We start from the raw sequence: 20,785 nt of genomic DNA on the forward strand, positions 1-20,785 counted from the left end.
CCTATAAGTCGATGTCGGCTTTGTTCGCGTTTTTTTCGATAAATTCCTTGCGCGGTTCGACCTTCTCACCCATCAGGATGGTCAGGATCTCATCGGCCACCTTGGCATCGTCGACATTGGCGCGCTTCAGTGTTCTGCGCTCGGGATCCATGGTCGTCTCCCAGAGCTGGTGCTCGGACATTTCTCCAAGACCTTTGTAACGCTGGATTTCAAACTGGGTTTCCTTGCCACCCATTTCTTCCAGGATCTGATCCTTTTCAGCATCGTCATAGGCATAGCGATACGTCTTGCCCTTGGATACCTTATACAGCGGCGGCATGGCCATGAAGACGTGTCCTTCGTCAACCAGAGGACGCATATAGCGGTAGAAGAAGGTCAGGAGCAGTGTCCGGATATGGGCCCCGTCGACATCGGCATCAGTCATGATGATAATCCGGTCATAGCGGAGCTTGCTGCGGTCAAAATCATTGCCGATGCCGGCGCCAAAGGCAGCAACCATGTTCTGGATGGTTCCCGAGCTGAGGATGCGGTCCAGGCGCTGCTTCTCGACATTGAGAATCTTGCCCCGCAGCGGCAGGATGGCCTGGAAGCGGGAATCCCGTCCGGTCTTGGCAGTACCGCCGGCGGAATCTCCTTCGACGATGTAGATCTCACATTCCTTGGGATCCTTGGAGCGGCAGTCTGCCAGTTTTCCCGGCAGCGTGGTGGATTCCAGAACGCTTTTTCGGGAAATCTCCCGGGCTTTGCGCGCCGCTTCGCGGGCGCGGGCCGCCATTAAGCTCTTGTCCAGAATCAGCCGGCCGATTTGGGGATTTTCCTCCAGGTACTCTGCCAGCTGGGCTGTGGTAATCTGGTCCACCGCGGTTCTGGCTTCGGAGTTACCCAGCTTCTGCTTGGTCTGTCCCTCGAACTGAGGCTCTTCCAGCTTGACGGAAATGATGGCGGTGAGTCCTTCCCGGACGTCCTCGCCGGTCAGTTTCTCGCCATCCTTGACATAGCCGAAGCGCTTGCCGTAGTCATTGATAACCTTGGTCAGGGCGCGCCGGAAGCCTTCCAGGTGCATGCCGCCCTCTTTGGTGACGATGTTATTGGCATAGGATGAGATGTTTTCCACATAGCTGTCCGTGTACTGGAGGGCCAGTTCCACTTCCATGGTGTCAAATTTCTCATCCACATAGATAATTTCCTGATGCAGCGGAACCTTGTTCCGGTTCATGTATTCCACGTATTCCCGGATTCCGCCTTCGTAGTGGAAGGACTCGCTGACCGGGCTGTCTTCCCGTTCGTCCGTGACTGTAATGCGCAGACCCTTGTTCAGGAAGGCCAGTTCGCGCAGCCGGGCAACCAGAATATCATAATCGTAGACCCGTTCCTCAAAAATCTGGTCATCCGCCTTGAAGGTGGTTTTCGTGCCATGACCCGTCGTGGTTCCAATCACCTGGAGAGGTTCCACCGGGAATCCTCGCCGGAATTCCTGCATGTGGACATGGCCGTCGCGGGATACTTCCACCCGCATGTACTGAGACAGGGCATTGACGACCGAAGCGCCGACGCCGTGAAGGCCGCCGGATACCTTGTATCCCCCGCCGCCGAACTTGCCGCCGGCATGGAGCACGGTATGGATGACTTCAACGGTGGATTTTCCCAGTTTCTGATTCATGCCCACGGGCATGCCGCGGCCATCATCCTGGACTGTAACCGAATTGTCGGGGTGGATATAGACTTCAATGTGCGTAGCAAATCCAGCCAGGGCTTCATCGATGGAATTATCTACGATTTCCGTAACCAGATGGTGCAGCCCCACCAGCGAGGTGGAACCAATATACATACCGGGGCGCTTACGGACAGCCTCCAGTCCCTCCAGGACCTGGATCTGGCTGTCGTCATACTGACCGGCCCGTTCCATTAACGTTTTATCTTCCATGATTGGTCTCCTCCTGATCGAAGGCGGACTGAGCCCGCCGGATTAAAGTCTGTGTCGAAATGGGTGACAGGTATACGATGGATTTATGATCCTTCTCGGCCACCACAAAGGACTTGGGCGGATCATCCGAAATCTGGTGGATAAAGCCCTCATCACCGGCTGTCTTTAAAAAAGACAGATTGTCTGAGGAATTGCCGTTGTTTTCCAGATTAAAGATCCCGATGATCTCCCGAAGCTGGACCGATATATTTTCTCCCAAATGCAGGATCATCCGATTACCTCCATGGCTGCTGTGCCTTCCTTGATCTGGAACACCCTGGCCCCTTCGATCAGACGTTTTTCTATGTTTTCATAACCTGTCATCGTAATGATGGTCTGTATGCCCTCGATGGATGACAGAATGAAATTCTGCCGGGACAGATCCAGTTCGCTGAGCACGTCATCCAGCAGCAGGACCGGAAATTCACCGGTCAGCTCGCGGATGATCCAGAGCGAGGCAAATTTCAGAGTCAGAATGACGGTGCGCTGCTGCCCCTGGGAACCGAAGGTTCTGGCGTCGGCGCCGTTAATGAGTATGGCGAAATCGTCGCGATGCGGCCCAACGGAGGTTGCGGCGCGCTCCATATCCTGGCGCCGGTGCTCTGTCAGCAGCTGTTTCAGCGAAGCTTCCAGAGGCTTCGCCGGATCCAGGCTGGTCCGGTATACAATCTCAATTTCCTCTTTGCCCCCGGTAATCTCGTGATGGATCGGGCGGGCCTTGGTATTGAGTTGTTCGATATATTCCAGCCGGCGCTGGATAATGCGCGCTCCGTACTGGGCGGCGTTGGTGTCATAGACATCCAGCACCGTCCGGTCGACCGATCGCATCTTAAGCAGATTATTTCGCTCCTGGATCACTTTGTTGTAGCTCACCAGGTCGTGATAATAGAATTTATCCAGGGCGCTGATCTCCATGTCGAGAAAGCGGCGCCTGGTTCCGGGAGTCTCCTTGACGATCTTCAGATCCTCCGGCGAGAACATAATGACGTACAGGTTTCCCAGGAGATCGGGAATCCGCGTGATCTTGCGGCCGTTGACCTCAATGAACTTGCGGCCCTCGCTGTTGAAGCGGAGGACAATTTGCTTGTCCACCGGTTCCCGCTTAACTTTTACCGAAACCTGGGTAAACGGCGCGTCAAACCGCTGCATTTCCTTATCCCGGGTGGTCCGGTGGCTCCGTCCGTAGGCACAAAAAAATACTGCCTCAAGTATATTGGTCTTTCCCTGGGCATTGTCTCCGGTAAGGATGTTTACTCCTTGGACCGGCTCAATATTCAGCTTTTCATAATTTCGAAAGTTTTTTAATTCCAAATTTTCAATATACATACGAACCTCTACCTTAAAATTATACCATAAAATGGCAGAAAGTTCAGATATGGCAAGGGTTTGAGGTGGTTTGGTCTTCCTTGGGACAGTTTCATCAACCCCCGCAAGCCTTGCAGTCAGCCCATATTCAGACCTCTGAAAATCATTGATAAATCATCCTGTAAAAGACTTAAAATTTATCATTCCACTTAGTATACAGCTGCAAATTCCAGTTGTTTTCTATCAAAAGCGAATTTTTATTGCCATTTTTTGGAGAGTCGCCGGACTTCTGCTTTTTCCAACCCTGTATCAGGTCTCCAGTCAAAGTACTTAGAGAATCAAAGCCTTGCTTAGAGAATATAAGCTTTTGTCAGCTATTATACCCAGATCTGCTGTCAGCTGGTTCAGATGCCTTCAAAATCCCCTGATTCTCATTTCATTCATGGGCAGTCCGTCCTATATTGAAGTTAGGAACAGGCCGAACCTGCTTTGAATTTTATGGAACGGAGGTTAAGAAAATGGCTGATTTATTCCCTATGCTGACCGGTCCGTCGCTGATGCCGGAAGACCGCTTCTTCCGAAAATTCTTTGACAGTCTGACCGATCATAAAAACTCACTGGCCATCGACCTGAAGGACGAAGGCGACCATTTCCTTCTGGAAGCTGACATGCCTGGCATTGCCAAGGAAAATATCAAAATCCACTACAAAGACAATGTCCTGACCATTCAGACCGAAAAGACGGAAGAGAAAAAAGAGGAAAACGAGGAAAAGCGGTACATGATGAGAGAGCGCTACTCCTCTTCCAGCAAGCGTCAGATCATCCTGGAAAATGTCAAAGCCGATGAAATTACTGCAGCCCTGGACAACGGCATCCTTCGGATCACCCTCCCCAAGAAAGAAAAGGAACCGGAAACCAATGTCCGCGAGATAGAAATTAAATAGGGCTATAGACAGCTCACGGAAGAAGAGTCTTCCGTGAGCTGTTCTTTATCCGGACACATGGCACCGACAGGAGTGCTCGGCTTCTTGCCTCGCTTGGCTGAGAGGCGAGAAGCTCGGCGAGGTTCGAATGATTCCCCGGATTGTCCTGTCAGGGCTGGAGCAGTTCGGGAGCTGCCAGCCCATGACACCGATGCATCGAATCCTTTGCGGATCCTGCGGTCGCACAGACGGAGTCTGGCCACAGCCAGAAAAACATTATCCTGGGTGGATTCAGTAAACCAGTGTCACCTTCATCAGCCAGGAGCGTCGTCGGACCCGGCCGTGAACCTTGTCAGGGTGACCGGGATGGATGGCGAAAGCCTCACCCAATGATGTAGCCCAGGAATCATTCGGTTGTGATCCGCGAGGTCGATCGGTCTGCGGGGTCGTACGGATTTCCCGCAAGAATCTCCAAAAGCCGATCTTCGAAATCAGGGGCAGATCAAGAGAAGGTCGGCGGCCGAGGCCGGGTCAGATCACTGACCTGCAATCCTCGATAAACCAGGCTAGTTATCTTACGGTGATCTGACCTGCCTGATTAGGAGTTCACATCAAGCCGAGCAGATCATTCGATGGTCATTCGAATTCCCTGGCCTCTGGAAAAGCTGTGAACCTGGGCTAAGTCAAATTCAGTTTTTTTCTGATGTCAAAGCGAGACAGTCCCCTGCTCACCCACAGAGAAATGTCTGGGAATACCAGGGAATGTCAGCGTTTTGTCCAGGAAATAAGGCGCTAAAAAATAAATTGTGTTTTTTGGGGGTCAATCACAAAAACTGTGGGATTTTCCCAAGTTGACATGGAGCCTCTGTCGGCGTGGTTCCGCCAGCCTTGCCGCTATGCTGCATAAATGCTGGGCTAGTCGGCCAGTCAGGCTACCACGTCGACCTCTCCGTGTAAACAGGGAAAATCATAATCCCACATAAAAAGTGATTGAGCCTTTTTTGGGCTAAAAACCCCGGGGCTATTTCACCGTGACTTTCTGTCCGCTGAATTCCACGACATCACCAGGACGAATCTTTTTGGAGCGCTCAGTACAGACCGTACCGTTGAGCCGGACCAGCCCATCCTGGATAAAATGCTTGGCTTCACCGCCCATGGATGCCAGACCCGCCAGTTTCAGCAGAGAATCCAGCCGGATAAACTCCGTATCGATTTTGATTTCGATCATGGCCATTACCGGGCGATCCGAACCGGGAGCACAAGATACAGGCTCTTGTCGTTGTCTTCCGGCCGAACAATGCAGGGCGAGATGTTGGAGGTCATCTCCATCACGATCTTGTCCTCATCCATGGTTTTCAGGATGTCGATAATGTATTTGGCGTTAAAGGCAATTTCCAGTGATTCCCCGGTCATTTCGCCGTAGACTTCTTCCCGGAGTTTTCCCAGTTTTGAGTTGGAGGTGATGACCAGGGTATTGTCTTCAAACAGGAATTTAATCAGGTTTGAGGTGCCTTCATTGGCCATAACCGAAGCCCGCTCCGTCGCATCGCGGAACTCATTCTTGTCTATGACGACGCTGAGTTTGGAGTAATCGGGGATCATGTTCTGGTACTTCAGGTAGTCGCCCTGGAGCAGACGGGATATAATCCGGGTTTTACCCAGCTCAAACAGGACGTGATTGTCCGTGAAGGAAAGCCGGACTTCCTCGTCGGAATCCTGAATCACGGATAACAGGTCCCGTAAGGTCTTGCCGGATATAACCCGCTTGATCTCCACCGGAGTCTCGAGTTCTTCCGTGACCATAGCCATGCGATAACCATCCAGCCCAACCATGTTCAGTTTGCCATCGGCTGCTTCAAACAGCATGCCCATAAGAATCGGCCGGGTGTCTTCTGTGGCTACGGAGGACAGGACTTTACGAACCATGTTCTTGAGTCCGCTCTGAGTCAGGGACAGTGAAGTGGTTTCCTCGACCTCCGGGAAAACCGGGAAATCAGTGGGATCCATGTAGAGCAGATTCAGGACTGATTTTTCGGCTGAAATGGTGACCGTGTTGTTGTCAGCTGTTTCCAGGGTGATGATGTTGTTGGGTAGCTTGCGGATGATGTCTCCGAACATGCGTGAGTCCACGACGATGCGGCCTTCCTCATGAATTTCCGTGGGAAAGGATGTCTCCATGGAGACATCGACATCGGTTCCCCGCAGAGTCAATGTGCCTCCCTTGGCTTCCACCAGGATGCCTTCCAGGATCGGAATGGGAGATTTGGCTGCAACAGCTTTTTGGACAACATTGACGGCATCGACCAGATCTTTTTTATTCACCTTGAGAATCATTGTTTTTCCTCCATCGCTTGGTTATCAACAGGTGTCGGGTTGACCCTTTTTTATTGATTATTTATTGTTCTAAAACAGTAGTTTGTAGTAGGGGCTGTGAATTTGTTGATATGTGGTTATTATCGGCCTGGCGCAAGGCTTTGGCCCGTGGATGACGCTTCGGATAACCGAAGGATAAAACAGGGGGTTATCAACAGGCTGGAAAGACTGTCAGACCATCCACAGGGAATGCACAGCGGGCTATGCGTAGTTTTGTGGATTAATTGCTGAGCTTTTTGGTGATGTTGTCCACTGTGGTTTTTAAGGATGAATCACTTGCCAGTGCTTCGTGGATCTTCGTGTAGGCATGCATGACCGTGGTGTGGTCCTTATTGAATTCCTCGCCGATTTTTGGCAGGGAGGTGGATGTCAGGGTACGGGAAAGATACATTGCGATCTGGCGCGGCATGGCCACATTTCTGGTACGGCGCTGCCCCTTCAGGTCATCAACGGATAAATTATAATAATTGGCAACTACTTCCTGAATCAGTTCAACAGAAAGTTCTCTGTTTCGTGACTCGGAGACTAGATCCTTCAGCGCTTCTGTCGCCAGATCCACCGTGATCGCTTCATCCGTCAGACGCGCGTAGGCCATGACCCGGATCAGGGCGCCTTCCAGTTCACGGATGTTGGATTTGATTTTGGTGGCGATGTATATAAGGATATCATCCGGTACACTAATCTTGTCTGCTTCGGCTTTCTTCTTTAATATAGCGACTCGTGTTTCAAAATCCGGTGCTTCGATATCGGCGATGAGCCCTGAAGCAAACCGGGTGCGAAGCCGGTCTTCCAACGTGGGGATTTCATTGGGCGGGCGGTCCGAGGACAGGATGATTTGCTTGTTGGAATCCTTCAGTTCGTTGAAGGTATGGAACAGTTCCTGCTGCGTGCTTTCCTTGCCCGCAATAAATTGGATGTCATCGATCAGGATCACATCAACATTTTTGCGGTATTTTTCCCGGAAGGCCTCGTTGGAGTTATTCTGGATGGAATGGATCATTTCATTCATGAATTTTTCCGAGGAGACATACACAACGCGGGCATTTCGATTCTTTTCCTTGATGCGGTGGCCAATGGCATGCATCAGATGGGTCTTACCCAGCCCGACTCCGCCGTATATGAACAGTGGATTATAGGTTTCATTGGGTGAATCGGCAACAGCCAGGCAGGCCGCATGGGCGAACCGGTTGGAATTACCGATGACGAAGGTCTCAAACGTGTATTTCGGATTGAGATTGCCTGCATCGCTGCCGTTTCCATTGCCTGCTGTCGGTTTTGGGGTCTGGCTTCTTCCTTGCTTTTTTTCTCCTCGACGGACAACTCAGAATCGGGAAGATCACCGATGATGATATCGATGGCTAAATCCTGCCTGGTTACATGGGCCACGGAGTTTTTCAGCAGATCCATATATTTTTGCTCAATGATCTCGCGGATCATCTTGTTTGGTACACTTAATGTGAGTTTTCGGTCTGCGATTTTCTCCGGCCGAATCGGTAAAAACCAGGTTTTGAAACTGACCGGGGCCATTATTTCATCTTCAATAATCTTTAGCACATCCTGCCAGATGCCTTCCAGATTGTCCCTCATGTTCGATAGTCTCCTTTGATCTTATGTTGATAAGTTCAATCCACAGCTGTGTATAATGTTACGGTCGCGTTCGTTCTTCGGAATCTATGCACAGGGAACCCATGATGCTTTTCCACTGGCCGGATGACCGCTGCATCTTTGCGATGCTTGATTTTATGTCGTGTGGCTTAAATTTTCTCCAAAGTAATTTCACATGTTATCCACAAGTTAATCACAGGCCCGAAGTTATCCACAGGATCTTGTGATATAATGGGGATAAAATAAAATGAGGACCCGCTGAGAATCTAGTGATTCCAATGGGTTCCGCAGTTTTCGTGTTTTAATGATAACATAGTTGGGTTTACTAAAACAATAAGTTATCCACAGAAATCTGGGCTAAAATACCCTGGACCACTTGGGCATAACTTTCTTGACACACTAAAAACACATGAGTATAATAATCTAGTATCACTTAAAATGCATTAATTGCGAATAGACCCGGAGGAGGTGTAGATATATGTTCATGACGTATCAGCCAAAGAAGAAGCAGAGAAAGAAAGAACACGGCTTCAGAAAGAGAATGGCAACCAAGAATGGAAGAAATGTACTTAAGAGAAGAAAACTTAAGGGCAGAAAAAGATTAACAGCTTAAGGGCCGCATTATGTGGCCTTTTTCTGTAAGGAAAGAGGAACACTTCTGTGAAACATGAAAGACTCAGGAAAAACCAGGAGTTCCGGAACGTATACAGAAGAGGCAGGTCTTGTGCCAGTGATATGCTGGTGCTCTACAAACTGAAGAATCCACGAAATGTTCTGAATGGAGAACCGTTCAACCGAATTGGGATCTCCGTCAGCAAGAAAGTTGGAAACAGCGTTACCCGAAGCCGTGTAAAACGGCTGATCCAGGAGGCCGCACGACTTTCCAGGGAAGATACAGTCCAAGGATTTGACCTGGTATTCGTCGCCAGAAACCCCATCGTTGGCAAAACTTATCATGAAGTGCTGTCATCGGTCCGCTATTTGTATAAGAAAGCGGGAATTAAACATGAAAAAGTACTAATCAGCCTGGTTAAGTTTTATCAGAGAAATATTTCTCCGAATACACGACCCAGCTGCCGGTTCATCCCCACTTGCTCCCAGTATTCCCTGGAAGCGATCGAAAAGTATGGAGCTCTCAAGGGTTCCTGGATGGCCGTGAAACGGATATTGCGGTGTCATCCCTTTTATCGGGGAGCCATTTATGATCCGGTTGATAAAGACTAGGAGGAATTCCGTTGCAACAGAGTATTAACAATGTGTTCAGGACAGTTTTTGACATCCTGAATCAATTTTTGGGCAGCTATATCGCTGATCCCGGAACACGATGGGGATTGTCCATTGTGCTTTTCACAGTTCTTTTCAACATCATCGTCTTTCCGCTGAACTGGAAAGCCATGGTGAGTTCGAAGAAAATGAGCATGATCCAGCCGGAGCTGAAGAAGATCCAGGAGCGTTTCAAGAATGATCCTGCCAAGCTTCAGGAAGCACAGTCCAAGCTGATGAAGGAAAACAACGTCAGCATGTGGGGTGGATGCCTGCCCATGTTGATTCAGTGGCCCCTGTTCATTGCGCTGTTCAACGTCTTTAATCAGCTGGCGAAGGATGGAACCATCGGTGGGATGGGATTCCTCAGACCCTTGATTAATGATCTGGCAGACAACAATAATCTGCCACTGACCATTCTGACCGTTCTTACCATGCTCCTCTCAACCTGGATTACTCAGAAAGCCAATGAGAAGAACATGTCAGCCGAAGCAAAGGCTCAGGCCAAGCAGATGAATACCATGAACTACGTCATGGCACTCATGATCGGCTGGTTCACCTGGTCCTCCCCCGCTGCTCTGGGACTGTACTGGATCACCGGAAACATTTTCCGGATTTTCCAGCAGCTCATCATGAACAAAGTTCAGGGGAATGAACCAAACCCTGTGATCGTCCCTGACCTTCCGGAACCGGAAAAGAAAAGGAAAAGAAATAAGGTGATCAGAAAATAATGGAAGCATTGAAAGCAACAGGAAAAACACTGGAAGAAGCTGTAGAAGCTGCCAGAGCCAGCTTAGGCTGCACATTGGACCAGATGGAATATCAGGTGCTTGAAGAAGGCTCCAAAGGGATCCTCGGATTCGGCGCCAAACCATTCATCGTTCAGGCGACCCGCAAAGCGGAACCCCTGACCGACAAGGCAAAACACTTCATCCGCTCCATCCTTGATAAGATGGGACTGATGGCGGAGATCAGAGTACGCGAAGAAGACGGCAATATCCGTGTCAACCTGGCCGGACCCAAGATGGGCCTGATCATCGGCTACCGCGGGGAAACGCTGGATGCGCTCCAGTATCTGACGAACCTGGCAATCAACAAGGAACGGAGCCGTGAGGAATACACCCGAGTCATCATTGATACCGAAGGTTATCGTGAAAAGCGGGAAGAAACCCTCAAGCATCTGGCTGAGAAAACCGCCTGGAAAGTCACCAAGTACGGCAAGAGCATCAAACTCGATCCAATGAATCCCTACGAGCGTCGAATCATCCACTCCAGACTGCAGGATTATCCGAATGTTAAAACCCATTCCGAAGGGGAAGAGCCTTACCGGAAGGTTGTTGTGGAACTTGACCAGAAATAACCAACTGAATGGAAGCATAAAACAAAGACATTATCCTGCCGGATGATGTCTTTGTTCTATGCCTGGAAGAAATGACGGCCGGTGTCATTCGTTTTTTTGACAGATCAGATATAATGATAAAGAACAGTTTCCTCTGGGTGATCGCTGCAGTTCATGCAGCAGTCCCAACAGTGGAAAATACACGGTCAACCGCCGGTCCGATCAGGGATCACCGCGGCAACCTCAGCAACAGCCGGCCGGAACGTGCTTCATCGAGTCGAGGGACCGGCAGAAAGATATGGTGAACAGTAATGATAGATAATAAGACCATAGTGGGAGTAGCCACTTCGGCCAGTTTAAGTTCCATCAGCGTGATCCGGTTATCCGGGGAGGCGGCTCTGCCCGTTGCGAGCCGGATTTTCCGGGGCATTCGGGGACGGCAGCTGACGGACATCAGGCCGTTTTCCATTCGCTACGGCCACATTCTTCAACAAGACGGCAGTGTGATTGACGAGGTTCTGGTCAGCTACTTCAAAGGACCCAGAAGCTACACCGGAGAGGATGTCATCGAGATTTCCTGCCATGGCGGTCCCCTCCCCGTCCGCCGCATTCTGGAACGAATTCTGGAGCAGGGCGTTCGACTGGCTCAGCCCGGAGAATTTACCAAACGGGCATTTTTAAATGGGCGGATTGACCTCTCCCAGGCGGAAGCAGTCATGGACATCATTCAGTCCCGGACCGATGCCGCTCTGCGCTCAGCCAACGATCAGAGCCGGGGCAAGCTGTCCCGGCGCATCCTGGAACTGAGGGATGAACTGATGAACGTCATGGCCAAAATTGAAGTTACGCTGGACTTTCCGGATGATGACCTGGATCGGTCCTCCGATCTGAAGCTGGCGCAGGAACTGGAGGCAATCTACACCGAAATTGAACAGCTTCTGGCCACTGCAGAAAAAGGCAAGCTGCTGCGCGAGGGCATCAAGGTGGTCATTGCCGGCAAGCCGAATGTCGGTAAGTCCTCTCTGCTCAACGCGCTGCTGGAGGAACAGCGGGCCATCGTCACCGAAATTCCGGGAACGACGCGCGATGTCATTGAAGAATACATCAATCTGGAGGGGATTCCGATCCGTCTGACCGACACGGCAGGGATCCGCGAGACTCAGGATCTGGTGGAATCCATCGGTGTGGAGCGATCCCGCCGCAGCCTGGAAGAAGCGGATCTCATTATCCTGGTGCTGGACCTGTCCAGACACTTAAGTGAGGAAGATCATGAACTGCTGGAGCAGACGGCCGGCCGCAAACGAATCCTGCTGCTTAATAAGGAAGACCTGCCCAAGGTGGCTGAAATTCCGGAGGACATCCTTCAAGATGCCACTGTGATCTCGGCGCTGAACAATTATGGGCTGGACCGGCTGCGGGAGCGCATTCATGCCATGAGCCTGGAGGATGCCTCCGGCTTTGATGAAACACTGGTTACCTCAGCCAGACATAAGGAAGCACTGATGCAGGCCCAGCAGGCCCTTATGGATGCGGTTGCTGCCATCGAGCTGGCTGTGCCGATGGATCTTGTAACCATCGATGTTCATGCAGCCTGGTCCAGTCTGGGCGAAATAACAGGTGATACGCTGCAGGAGGATCTGGTTGACAAGATCTTCTCCGGCTTCTGTATCGGAAAGTAGGTGAAATAATGCCATATCAAGGACAATCATACGATGTGATCGTGATCGGCGGCGGCCATGCGGGAGCGGAAGCTGCTCTGGCCAGTGCCCGCCTGGGGATGAAAACCATCCTGCTGACCATGAACATCGATTCTATTGCCTTCCTCCCCTGCAATCCAAACATCGGAGGAACAGCCAAGGGTCATCTGGTCCGGGAAGTGGATGCTCTGGGCGGACAGATGGGCCTGAATATTGATAAGACTTTTATCCAGTCCCGGATGCTCAATACATCCCGGGGTCCCGCAGTTCATTCACTGCGGGCCCAGGCTGACAAGAAACGCTACCAGGAAGAAATGATCAAGACGCTGGAAGCTCAGGACGGTTTGACCCTCTATCAGGTAGAGGCAACCGCTTTGAATGTGACAGACGGAGTCATTCAGGGCGTCACCACCAAGAACGGGGCATACCTTCCGGCAAAAGCCGTCATCCTGTGCACCGGAACGTATCTGAAAGGAAAAATCATTATTGGAGAAACCAGTTATGAGTCTGGCCCCAGCGGACTTCAGCCGGCTCGGGACCTCTCCCAGAATCTGCTCGACCTGGGCATTGCCCTGAGACGGTTTAAAACCGGTACCCCTGCCCGGGTCCATAAGCGAAGCATCGACTTTTCCGTCATGGAGGAGCAGACCGGTGATTCCGAGATTTACCCGTTCTCGTTCCTGACCGAAACGCTGGACCGGGTGGACCAGGTCAGCTGCCACCTGACCTATACCGCTCCCCTGACCCATGAAATAATCCGCCGGAATATCCATCGCTCCCCTCTCTACAATGGATCCATCGAGGGGGTCGGGCCGCGCTACTGCCCTTCGATCGAGGACAAGCTGATGAAATTTCCGGATAAAGAACGTCATCAGATCTTTATTGAACCGGAAAGTGAATCCAGCCAAGAGATGTATATACAAGGTATGTCATCATCGCTGCCGGAGGATGTCCAAATTGAATTCCTCCGTTCTGTACCTGGTTTGGAGCAGGCGGAAATCACCCGTCCGGGATACGCCATTGAATATGACTGCATTGATCCCCTGCAGTTGAAACCGACCCTTGAATTCAAAACAATCCGAAACTTGTTCAGTGCCGGCCAGATCAATGGAACCTCTGGCTATGAGGAAGCTGCCGGTCAGGGAATTCTGGCTGGCATCAATGCCGCATTGGCCATACAGCATCGGGAGCCCGTGATGATCGACCGTTCTCAGGGGTATATCGGCGTACTGGTGGACGATCTGGTCACCAAGGGGACCAATGAACCCTATCGAATGATGACGGCCCGATCGGAATATCGTCTGGAGTTAAGACAGGACAATGCGGATCTTCGGCTGACGGAACTTGGCCGACAAGTTGGTTTGGTCAATGATGAGCGCTGGGCCCGGTATATGGAGCGCAAGGAAGCCATCGGTCGGGAGAAACACCGGCTGAAGGAAGAGGTCCTTACCGGCAAGGCGGACCAAAACGAAGTCATGATTAAACTGGGCAGCACTGAGATTAAGAAAGCCACGAGCCTGTATGACCTGATCAAGCGCCCAGAACTGGATTATGACAAACTGTCGCCCCTGGATCCGAACCGCATGCCATTGAGGAAGGATATCCGGGACGAAATTAATATTCAAATCAAATACGAAGGATACATTCAAAAGGAACAGGAGAAAATCAATCAGTTCCGCAAGATGGAAAATCGGTTGATTCCGGATGAGGTTAACTATTTAACAATCAAAGGACTGCGCAAGGAAGCACAGCTGAAGCTGGATCAATTACGACCGCTGAACCTGGGCCAGGCATCTCGAATCTCGGGAGTCTCCCCTGCTGATATCAATGTCCTTTTAATTTATCTGGAATCCAGGAGGTAATATGAACCAGCACTATGATATGCTCCGACGGATCGCTGAACCAATGGAAATGGATGTTTCACGTGAAACATTTGAGCGATTTGTTCTTTATAAAAATCTGCTGCAGGAATGGAACCAACACCTGAACCTGACAGCAATTATCGATGATGACGGAATTTTCCTGAAACATTTCGCAGATTCGATCACTATTTTCCGCTTGAATGAGGTCAAACAATCGAAATCTGTCATTGACGTTGGTACGGGGGCCGGATTCCCCGGCCTTCCGATGAAAATCCTGGATAATTCGATTGAACTGACTTGCCTGGATCCACTGAATAAACGACTGATCTTTCTAAAGGAAGTAACGAATCAGCTTGGTTTAGCGGGTGTTCATTTCATTCATGGTCGAGCTGAAGATGTTTCACGTGAAACATCTCATCGCGATCACTATGATTTGGCGGTATCCAGAGCGGTGGCAGTACTTCCCACACTGATGGAATTCTGCTTGCCCTTCGTCGCACCGAATCATTATTTCGTCGCTATGAAGGGTCCGGGTATTGAAGCTGAGGTTAAACTGAATCCCAAGCTGTTTCATGAATTGTCTTCAAGTCTTGTCAAAATTGAACAGGTGCCTGATTTAGATGAATACGAGCACAACCTCGTATTGATCAAAATCAACGCAACCAGCTCGAATTTTCCAAGAAAATTCGCCCAAATTAAAAAGACACGGAACGATACAAGACCCTTCTGGGCAAAAGTTAAAATCCAACTAATTCTCTGTAGACAGTACTCAGAAAAACATTCTCCACGGCAGCAATGTTTCACGTGAAACATTGCTGCCGTTTTATAACCCCAATTCCCGGAAATAGTATAGTCTACACCTTCGGTTTGATCCCCCAATTGGGTGACATAGATGTTGGATTTTCCTCGAATTAAGTCACAGAGCCGATTTCATATGAGATGGCTCTGTGACTTAATTTATTTTTATCTTGCTTATTACCCCTCTGTAGACTATAATATAAGTAGTCTACAGAGGAGGGATATTATGGCAATGCTCAATATTTCAATCCCAATTCCCACCGAGCGCATCACCTACAAAAAAGATGGCCCGGATAAGCCCAGACGCGTCTATCATGTCGAAAAACGCTACAGAAACGCATTGGGTACCCCTACAGCCAAGGAAGTTGCCATTGGCAAAGAGGATCCTACTCGTCCCGGTTGGATGATCCCCAATGAACGATTCACTGAGTTCTATCCGCTGCCAGTCGATGCCATTTCCCTGACCCCGCCTCAAGAGGTTCTGGCGGCTGGTCATATCGCTCTGTTGTGGCAGCGAGCTGAGGCTATTGGATTGACCAAGGCTTTACAACAGGTATTTCCCTTGCAGGCACAAGAGCTTTTGGCGATGGCCATCTATATGGTCTGCGAAGGCAATGTCATGATGAATCTGGATCTGTTCATCCGGGAGAGCCTACTTTCTACAAGGCTCAGTCTGAATTCCCAGCGCAGCAGCGAACTGTTTGCACAGATCAGCGAAGAGCAGCGCTTTCGGTTTTTAAGCTCTGGAGTGCTTTCCACAAAGACGAGGAACAGACCCTGGCTTATGATGTGACGAAACATATCGACCTATGTGGAGATCCAAATGGCAGAGTACGGCTATAATCGGGATCAGGAAACCCTACCGCAACTCAACATCGGCATGCTTTATGGCACCAAGACAGCCCTCCCGCTTTGCTATGAGATCTACAGCGGAAGTATCGTGGACAAGGCCTTTTTCCCCTATATGATGGAATTGGGCGAATTGGTCGGTCTCAATGATTTGTTCTACATCATGGATCGAGGCTTTCTCACCTAGACAATCTGAGCTTCATGGCCCAGAACCAACTCAATTTCCTGATGGCTGCTCCCAAATCCCAGAAAATCTATCGTCAGGCATTAATCGAGGCAACCGCGGTGATCCGTCACTCTCGTTATCACATCCCCCAGACCAGCTGCTATGGACTGTCCAAAGTGATCCAGATCAATGAGTTGCCCTATACCCTCCACATCTACCTGAACACATCCAGTGCGGCGGATGAAGAAGCCCGGATCTACCAGCATGTTGATCGTCTCGAGGAAGAGCTGCAAAATCAGATGAAGCCCATCAGTATTACTCGGTATAACAAGTATTATGATGTGACACGCAATGCATCACCGATTGAGGAGTACGAACGCAATCACGAGAAGATCACCGAGATGATTGAGCTGGCCGGCATGTTCTGCCTGCTGAGCAATACCCAGGATAAGAGCGCAGAGGAGGCACTACGACTTTATGGGCGACGGGACACGGTGGAGAAGGCCTTCCAGAATTTAAAAACAGCATCGACTATGACCGCTTTCTGACGCACACAGAAAAGACGACAGAAGGAAAGCCTTTGTCGCCTTTTTGAGTCTTATTCTGTGGTCGGATTTGACCAATCATGGGAAAAACAGCGGGGAGAAATCCATCAACCGGTTGGTCAAACAGATGGGAACGATCAAGCGGACCGATTATGGATCAGGCTGCAGTTTGCTCCAGCCACTGACCAGGAAACAAAAGGACATTCTTAGCGCGTTCGCCATCGAACCGGAGGAATTTCTTCAAACCATTCTCCACTTTGAAGTGTAGACTATAGAATTCCCGGGAATTTGGGTTATAATTCATCTTTGTAATCTATTTTTTGTGATCCGTCTTTCTAAGATCGGATCATATATGAGTTGAAGACAACTCGAGTCTGATCGCTTTATAATAGGAGTCTTGTAGATTGTCTGGACAATAATTTCAGGTTATCCATTGAATAATGGAAGTAATCAAGAATCGAATTCTTGATCTGTGCATAAGTCCATGATTTTCATTGGTTTATGAGCATCTGAGTCAATTAGAAACTATTCCCAAAATAATCCACTGATTTATCCCCAAATGGTCCATATAATGTGGATAAGTCGGTGGATTACTCAGAAAAAAGTTGTTAATATTAATAAAAATGCCCTAAAAATACTTCGTTGGAAACGTACTTATCAACAGGATACACATGTTTTCTGAAGAAAAAATGATTATAACGTTTTGTTTTGGTTACTATTATGTGTTATCCACAATTTTAAGTTCTCATTGTGGATAACACATCTTCATTTCTGCTTAATAATGGAATGAGGAAGAATATAAGTTCAACGTGAAACCAACTGGTGTGGATAACATGATAAAAAAGAGCATTTATTTGATTGAAGTACAAAGCAAAATCAATTGATGGGTAAAGGTATCCACAAAAACACGCAATGAATGTAAATATCTAGTCCACATGAACGATCTTCCATCGAACTTGGAGATGAACTGGAAATGAAAGCTGTATGAGGTGCTAAACTCAGAGGTAAAAACCAATTGACGGGCATATTATTATTGTACTGGCAGGCAGCAAAATTATGATCCGATGCAGGAGCCATTGTACGGATCCAGGAATGAAATAATAAATCATAGTATACCTGCATTGGTTCTTTGAAAGCGACCAAATGTTTCATGTGAAACATTTGGTCGCATAATTTTTGTGAAGAAGCACGACTATTGATTATTAGAACGAACTTAATCATACTGATAAGATTCTGGTCATCAGCAAAAGTCCAGGCTTTAGCTATGACACCTGCTAAAATGGAAGAAGATGTTTCACGTGAAACATTTTTTCTTAAAGTTTGTTACAATCCCTTAAAACTGATAAAAAAGCCCGAATTAAATTGAATACTAATCCAGTAAATCCAGGTCAATTGGTAGATTAAGAAGCCCCTGGGAGCGAGGATGTTTCACGTGAAACATTCATTCGGCCATACTGTGAATAGTATTTAAAGAGTGGAAGAACAGGTAATTTCACAGCTGGGCTAATTTAGCCCAAAGCATGAATGGAACTGTTGGAAATTCTTTTCGATTTATCGGGATAGATGCATAAATAACTTGGTATTTATGGTAAAATTAGTAGAGCAAAGGTTCAAATGTTTCACGTGAAACATGTTATGAGCACAAAATTTTAGCCCAAATTTCCGAATTGATCAAACTGATTATGAAGATCGAATCAATGTTCGAGAGTGGGATAATGATTTATCAACTTCTTCGAAGGAATATTGACAAAATAATCAACTGATTCAGTGGATAAATAGGATATGCCTAAAAAAAAGATTCAAAATTTACTTGATTTGGAAATAAAAAAATGGACTTGTACGACATTTGTAAAGTTCGCTGAAATGCTTTTTCACAGCCACTCAGACGGACGGCTTTTGGTTATAATAAATTAAAGTAAGGGAGAATGCCATTTGAAAGTAATCAGTATATTCAACCAGAAGGGCGGCGTTGGCAAAACCACTACCAACATCAATCTGGCCGCGGGTCTGGCGTTGAAGAAGAAAAAGGTACTGACCATCGACATGGATCCGCAGGAAACACAACATCCGGACTAGGCATCGATAAGCGGGAACAAACCCTCTCTACTTATGATCTGCTGCTGGGAGATATCCCGGTCAGTGACCTGATTCAGCCTGTTGAAACTGTCCCGGGGCTCTATATAATTCCTGCCAGCATGCACCATGGCTGGAGCGGATATTGAGCTTTCACTGCAAATCAAAGACCGAGGAAAAAGTTCATGGCTGAACGTTTAAAAAGAAATTGAGACTCCGTCCCAGTTTGATTATATTTTTTTGGATTGCCCACCCTCACTGGGACTGCTCAGCATCAATGCGCTGGGACGGCATCCGACTTCTGTGATTATTTCCCATGCAAAGTGAATTTTATGCTTTGGAGAATCAGTCCATCTGTTTTTGATACCATTTCAAAGGGTCAATAAAGAGCTTGAATAAAGATCTGGCAATCGAAGGAGTTCTCCTTACGATGTACGACCCACGCAAAAATCTTCATCTGGAAGTAGCTAAAGAATTGAAAAACATTTCGGTGCGCTCCGTATACCGCTGTACGATTCCTCCAGAATGTCCGTCTGGCTTGAGAGGCACCAGTTTTGGGTTGCCCATCTATCAGTTCGATGCCCGCTGCAAGGGGCAGAAGCGCTTTGAGGATCTGGTAAAGAGGTTTCCTGAAAAAGAATAAGGAGAAATAATGAGCAAAATTCGGTCTGGGAAAAGGACTGGATTCCCTTATTGCCAACGGAAGACCCGGCGAAGAAGACAGAATCCGCCGTTAAGCCTTCGGACCAAGTAAGGCATCAACCAACTGAAACCCAATAAGGAACAGCCAAAGAAAACATTTTGATGAGACAAGGCTGCTTGAACGACCGAGATCCATCAAAGAACACGGAGTCATTCAGCCGATCCTGGTTACCAGGGATAAGGCCGGAAGCGATTATATCATTGTAGCGGGAGAACGCAGATGGAGAGCGGCGAAAAAGGCCGGCCTCAAGGAAGTTCCGGTCGTAGAAATGGATCTGACAAACGTCGGGAACTTCAATGGAAGTATCTCTCGTAGAAAACATTCAGCGTCAGGATCTCAATCCGATTGAAGAAGCCGGCGCGTTTAAGAAACTTAATGGATGATTTCAAAATGACGCAGGAAGCGATCAGTCAGCGGAGTGGGAAAGTCGCGAACAACGATTTCCAACACCATTCGACTTCTTCAGCTGGATTCAGAGTGCTGGATTATCTGGCCGACGGCGTTATTTTTGAAGGACATGGCCGGAGGCGTTGCTCGGGGTCGATGATCCGGATCCTGCAGTGCAAGGTCTGTCAGAAGATCATTGACGAAGGCATGTCAGTCCGGGATGCCGAAAAGTACATAAAGAATTATGACAAAATGAAAGACCTTCGATCCAGAGAACGGAAAAAGGATATTTTCCTGGCGGATCTGGAGAAGCAAATCGGCGGTTATTTCGGCACGAAAGTGACATTTCGGCAGAAAGCCAAAAACAGGGGCAAGATCGAAATCGAGTACTGCAACCAGGAAGGCCTGGAGCGAATTCTCGACTTACTGAAGGCAGAGGAATAGGGGAGAAAATGAATTTATTAAATCAAATGGGACCGGTCGTGGCGAGGTGGCATTGGTTTTTCTTGTTGGCTGCTGTTATTGGACTGAGCGTTCTATCGTATAAAATGTATAATAAACTGAACAAGATTGAGACGGCTTACCCGCAGGAGAACGTTCCGGGTGGGACGGGGAAAAATCCTGGAAGATCTGATTGCGGAGAATCTCCAGATAATGGAAGAGGCTTCTACGGTTTCAAGGAAGTTGCAGCTAAAATGGAAAAGCTCGAATCAGATATGGCCCGTGCAATTCAGAATGTCGGCATGTGGTTCGATACAGAGCCTTCAAGGATATGCGGGACCGGAACTGTCCTTCTCCCTGGCACTGCTCGATGCTCATAAAGACGGCGTAATCATTACCAATATCTTCGGCCAGGATCCAACTGCTCCGTTTATTCCAAGCCGATCAAGGATGGCAAGTCAGACTTCCTCCTGTCGCTGGAAGAAAAGGAGGC

General features: G+C 48.6%; 23 protein-coding genes and 2 pseudogenes. 19 read left to right on the plus strand and 6 right to left on the minus strand.

The window, feature by feature from the left end:
* Nucleotide 1: 1 nt before the first annotated feature.
* From gyrB to recF, 3 genes are read right to left on the minus strand one after another with little or no spacing between them, the layout of a single operon-like run.
* Nucleotides 2–1,924 (minus strand): DNA topoisomerase (ATP-hydrolyzing) subunit B, encoded by a 1,923-nt coding sequence (gene gyrB, locus P6M73_RS16690; RefSeq protein ID WP_277854136.1) that lies wholly within the window; start codon nucleotides 1,922–1,924, stop codon nucleotides 2–4.
* The gene (remB, locus tag P6M73_RS16695; protein WP_277854137.1) at nucleotides 1,914–2,195 is read right to left on the minus strand and encodes an extracellular matrix regulator RemB; all 282 of its coding nucleotides are present in this window, start codon (nucleotides 2,193–2,195) and stop codon (nucleotides 1,914–1,916) included. Before remB ends, gyrB begins: the two co-directional genes overlap by 11 nt.
* Nucleotides 2,192–3,289 (minus strand): DNA replication/repair protein RecF, encoded by a 1,098-nt coding sequence (gene recF, locus P6M73_RS16700; RefSeq protein ID WP_277854138.1) that lies wholly within the window; start codon nucleotides 3,287–3,289, stop codon nucleotides 2,192–2,194. The genes remB and recF overlap by 4 nt, the downstream gene beginning before the upstream one ends.
* A gap of 497 nt (nucleotides 3,290–3,786) precedes the next feature.
* Here recF and P6M73_RS16705 point away from each other — a divergent pair, with 497 nt between their 5' ends.
* Nucleotides 3,787–4,212, plus strand: a complete 426-nt coding sequence (locus P6M73_RS16705; protein ID WP_277854139.1) for an Hsp20/alpha crystallin family protein — start codon at nucleotides 3,787–3,789, stop codon at nucleotides 4,210–4,212.
* A 1,000-nt stretch (nucleotides 4,213–5,212) separates the two neighbouring features.
* On the opposite strand, the gene P6M73_RS16710 is transcribed toward P6M73_RS16705, so the two are convergent.
* From P6M73_RS16710 to dnaA, 3 genes and pseudogenes are all read right to left on the minus strand, one after another.
* Nucleotides 5,213–5,425, minus strand: a complete 213-nt coding sequence (locus tag P6M73_RS16710) for an RNA-binding S4 domain-containing protein (protein ID WP_489666458.1) — start codon at nucleotides 5,423–5,425, stop codon at nucleotides 5,213–5,215.
* Nucleotides 5,425–6,525 (minus strand): DNA polymerase III subunit beta, encoded by a 1,101-nt coding sequence (gene dnaN, locus P6M73_RS16715; protein WP_277854140.1) that lies wholly within the window; start codon nucleotides 6,523–6,525, stop codon nucleotides 5,425–5,427. Before dnaN ends, P6M73_RS16710 begins: the two co-directional genes overlap by 1 nt.
* A gap of 259 nt (nucleotides 6,526–6,784) precedes the next feature.
* A pseudogene (gene dnaA, locus P6M73_RS16720) lies at nucleotides 6,785–8,151 on the minus strand (chromosomal replication initiator protein DnaA).
* A gap of 496 nt (nucleotides 8,152–8,647) precedes the next feature.
* Between dnaA and rpmH the strand changes: the two are divergent.
* From rpmH to P6M73_RS16800, 18 genes and pseudogenes are all read left to right on the plus strand, one after another.
* Entirely contained in the window at nucleotides 8,648–8,782 is a 135-nt protein-coding gene (gene rpmH / locus P6M73_RS16725; protein ID WP_277854141.1) for a 50S ribosomal protein L34, read from the plus strand.
* 47 nt (nucleotides 8,783–8,829) lie between these two features.
* A pseudogene (gene rnpA / locus P6M73_RS17095) lies at nucleotides 8,830–9,153 on the plus strand (ribonuclease P protein component); the annotation flags it as partial.
* 36 nt (nucleotides 9,154–9,189) lie between these two features.
* Nucleotides 9,190–9,393: a membrane protein insertion efficiency factor YidD gene (yidD, locus tag P6M73_RS17100; RefSeq protein ID WP_489666511.1), complete on the plus strand. Its 204-nt coding sequence runs from the start codon at nucleotides 9,190–9,192 to the stop codon at nucleotides 9,391–9,393.
* Between the two features lie 11 nt (nucleotides 9,394–9,404).
* A complete protein-coding gene (locus P6M73_RS16740) occupies nucleotides 9,405–10,163 on the plus strand; it encodes a YidC/Oxa1 family membrane protein insertase (RefSeq protein WP_277854142.1) in 759 nt (252 codons plus the stop codon).
* Nucleotides 10,163–10,792 carry an RNA-binding cell elongation regulator Jag/EloR gene (gene jag, locus P6M73_RS16745; protein WP_277854143.1) on the plus strand — a complete coding sequence of 210 codons (630 nt, stop codon included), beginning with the start codon at nucleotides 10,163–10,165 and terminating at the stop codon, nucleotides 10,790–10,792. The genes P6M73_RS16740 and jag overlap by 1 nt, the downstream gene beginning before the upstream one ends.
* 290 nt (nucleotides 10,793–11,082) lie before the next feature.
* Entirely contained in the window at nucleotides 11,083–12,450 is a 1,368-nt protein-coding gene (mnmE, locus tag P6M73_RS16750) for a tRNA uridine-5-carboxymethylaminomethyl(34) synthesis GTPase MnmE (RefSeq protein WP_277854144.1), read from the plus strand.
* 8 nt (nucleotides 12,451–12,458) lie between these two features.
* A complete protein-coding gene (mnmG, locus tag P6M73_RS16755) occupies nucleotides 12,459–14,330 on the plus strand; it encodes a tRNA uridine-5-carboxymethylaminomethyl(34) synthesis enzyme MnmG (RefSeq protein ID WP_277854145.1) in 1,872 nt (623 codons plus the stop codon).
* A 1-nt stretch (nucleotide 14,331) separates the two neighbouring features.
* Entirely contained in the window at nucleotides 14,332–15,138 is an 807-nt protein-coding gene (gene rsmG / locus P6M73_RS16760) for a 16S rRNA (guanine(527)-N(7))-methyltransferase RsmG (RefSeq protein ID WP_277854146.1), read from the plus strand.
* Between the two features lie 216 nt (nucleotides 15,139–15,354).
* Nucleotides 15,355–15,921, plus strand: coding sequence for a hypothetical protein (locus P6M73_RS16765; RefSeq protein ID WP_277853159.1), 567 nt, complete (start codon nucleotides 15,355–15,357; stop codon nucleotides 15,919–15,921).
* A gap of 30 nt (nucleotides 15,922–15,951) precedes the next feature.
* Complete coding sequence (locus P6M73_RS16770) at nucleotides 15,952–16,164, plus strand: hypothetical protein (protein ID WP_277854147.1); 213 nt, start codon at nucleotides 15,952–15,954, stop codon at nucleotides 16,162–16,164.
* 14 nt (nucleotides 16,165–16,178) lie between these two features.
* On the plus strand, nucleotides 16,179–16,691 hold the full coding sequence (locus P6M73_RS16775) for a hypothetical protein (protein WP_277854148.1): 513 nt from the start codon (nucleotides 16,179–16,181) through the stop codon (nucleotides 16,689–16,691).
* Between the two features lie 67 nt (nucleotides 16,692–16,758).
* Nucleotides 16,759–16,956 (plus strand): hypothetical protein, encoded by a 198-nt coding sequence (locus P6M73_RS16780; RefSeq protein WP_277854149.1) that lies wholly within the window; start codon nucleotides 16,759–16,761, stop codon nucleotides 16,954–16,956.
* Nucleotides 16,957–18,620: 1,664 nt separating this feature from the next.
* Complete coding sequence (locus P6M73_RS17105; protein ID WP_489666459.1) at nucleotides 18,621–18,764, plus strand: ParA family protein; 144 nt, start codon at nucleotides 18,621–18,623, stop codon at nucleotides 18,762–18,764.
* 237 nt (nucleotides 18,765–19,001) lie between these two features.
* Complete coding sequence (locus P6M73_RS17110; protein ID WP_489666512.1) at nucleotides 19,002–19,088, plus strand: ParA family protein; 87 nt, start codon at nucleotides 19,002–19,004, stop codon at nucleotides 19,086–19,088.
* 64 nt (nucleotides 19,089–19,152) lie between these two features.
* A complete protein-coding gene (locus tag P6M73_RS17115; protein ID WP_489666460.1) occupies nucleotides 19,153–19,404 on the plus strand; it encodes a ParA family protein in 252 nt (83 codons plus the stop codon).
* A gap of 193 nt (nucleotides 19,405–19,597) precedes the next feature.
* A complete protein-coding gene (locus P6M73_RS16790) occupies nucleotides 19,598–19,813 on the plus strand; it encodes a ParB N-terminal domain-containing protein (protein ID WP_277855812.1) in 216 nt (71 codons plus the stop codon).
* A gap of 26 nt (nucleotides 19,814–19,839) precedes the next feature.
* Nucleotides 19,840–20,295 (plus strand): DUF1016 N-terminal domain-containing protein, encoded by a 456-nt coding sequence (locus tag P6M73_RS16795; protein WP_277854150.1) that lies wholly within the window; start codon nucleotides 19,840–19,842, stop codon nucleotides 20,293–20,295.
* An 8-nt stretch (nucleotides 20,296–20,303) separates the two neighbouring features.
* On the plus strand, nucleotides 20,304–20,672 hold the full coding sequence (locus P6M73_RS16800; protein ID WP_277854151.1) for a hypothetical protein: 369 nt from the start codon (nucleotides 20,304–20,306) through the stop codon (nucleotides 20,670–20,672).
* Nucleotides 20,673–20,785 lie beyond the last annotated feature (113 nt).

It is taken from the genome of Anaerococcoides asporogena, from assembly GCF_029590275.1.
Lineage (GTDB): Bacteria > Bacillota > Clostridia > Clostridiales > Clostridiaceae > JG1575.

What these genes read in the sequence shown, in the direction of transcription:
- P6M73_RS16800 (WP_277854151.1), top strand. Translation starts at nt 20,304, where the DNA reads ATGAATTTATTAAATCAAATGGGACCGGTCGTGGCGAGGTGGCATTGG.
- mnmE (WP_277854144.1), top strand. Translation starts at nt 11,083, where the DNA reads ATGATAGATAATAAGACCATAGTGGGAGTAGCCACTTCGGCCAGTTTA.
- remB (WP_277854137.1), bottom strand. Translation starts at nt 2,195, where the DNA reads ATGATCCTGCATTTGGGAGAAAATATATCGGTCCAGCTTCGGGAGATC.
- P6M73_RS16705 (WP_277854139.1), top strand. Translation starts at nt 3,787, where the DNA reads ATGGCTGATTTATTCCCTATGCTGACCGGTCCGTCGCTGATGCCGGAA.
- jag (WP_277854143.1), top strand. Translation starts at nt 10,163, where the DNA reads ATGGAAGCATTGAAAGCAACAGGAAAAACACTGGAAGAAGCTGTAGAA.
- P6M73_RS16770 (WP_277854147.1), top strand. Translation starts at nt 15,952, where the DNA reads ATGGCAGAGTACGGCTATAATCGGGATCAGGAAACCCTACCGCAACTC.
- P6M73_RS16795 (WP_277854150.1), top strand. Translation starts at nt 19,840, where the DNA reads ATGGATGATTTCAAAATGACGCAGGAAGCGATCAGTCAGCGGAGTGGG.
- gyrB (WP_277854136.1), bottom strand. Translation starts at nt 1,924, where the DNA reads ATGGAAGATAAAACGTTAATGGAACGGGCCGGTCAGTATGACGACAGC.
- mnmG (WP_277854145.1), top strand. Translation starts at nt 12,459, where the DNA reads ATGCCATATCAAGGACAATCATACGATGTGATCGTGATCGGCGGCGGC.
- P6M73_RS16775 (WP_277854148.1), top strand. Translation starts at nt 16,179, where the DNA reads ATGGCCCAGAACCAACTCAATTTCCTGATGGCTGCTCCCAAATCCCAG.
- dnaN (WP_277854140.1), bottom strand. Translation starts at nt 6,525, where the DNA reads ATGATTCTCAAGGTGAATAAAAAAGATCTGGTCGATGCCGTCAATGTT.
- P6M73_RS16710 (WP_489666458.1), bottom strand. Translation starts at nt 5,425, where the DNA reads ATGGCCATGATCGAAATCAAAATCGATACGGAGTTTATCCGGCTGGAT.
- rpmH (WP_277854141.1), top strand. Translation starts at nt 8,648, where the DNA reads ATGTTCATGACGTATCAGCCAAAGAAGAAGCAGAGAAAGAAAGAACAC.
- rsmG (WP_277854146.1), top strand. Translation starts at nt 14,332, where the DNA reads ATGAACCAGCACTATGATATGCTCCGACGGATCGCTGAACCAATGGAA.
- P6M73_RS16765 (WP_277853159.1), top strand. Translation starts at nt 15,355, where the DNA reads ATGGCAATGCTCAATATTTCAATCCCAATTCCCACCGAGCGCATCACC.
- recF (WP_277854138.1), bottom strand. Translation starts at nt 3,289, where the DNA reads ATGTATATTGAAAATTTGGAATTAAAAAACTTTCGAAATTATGAAAAG.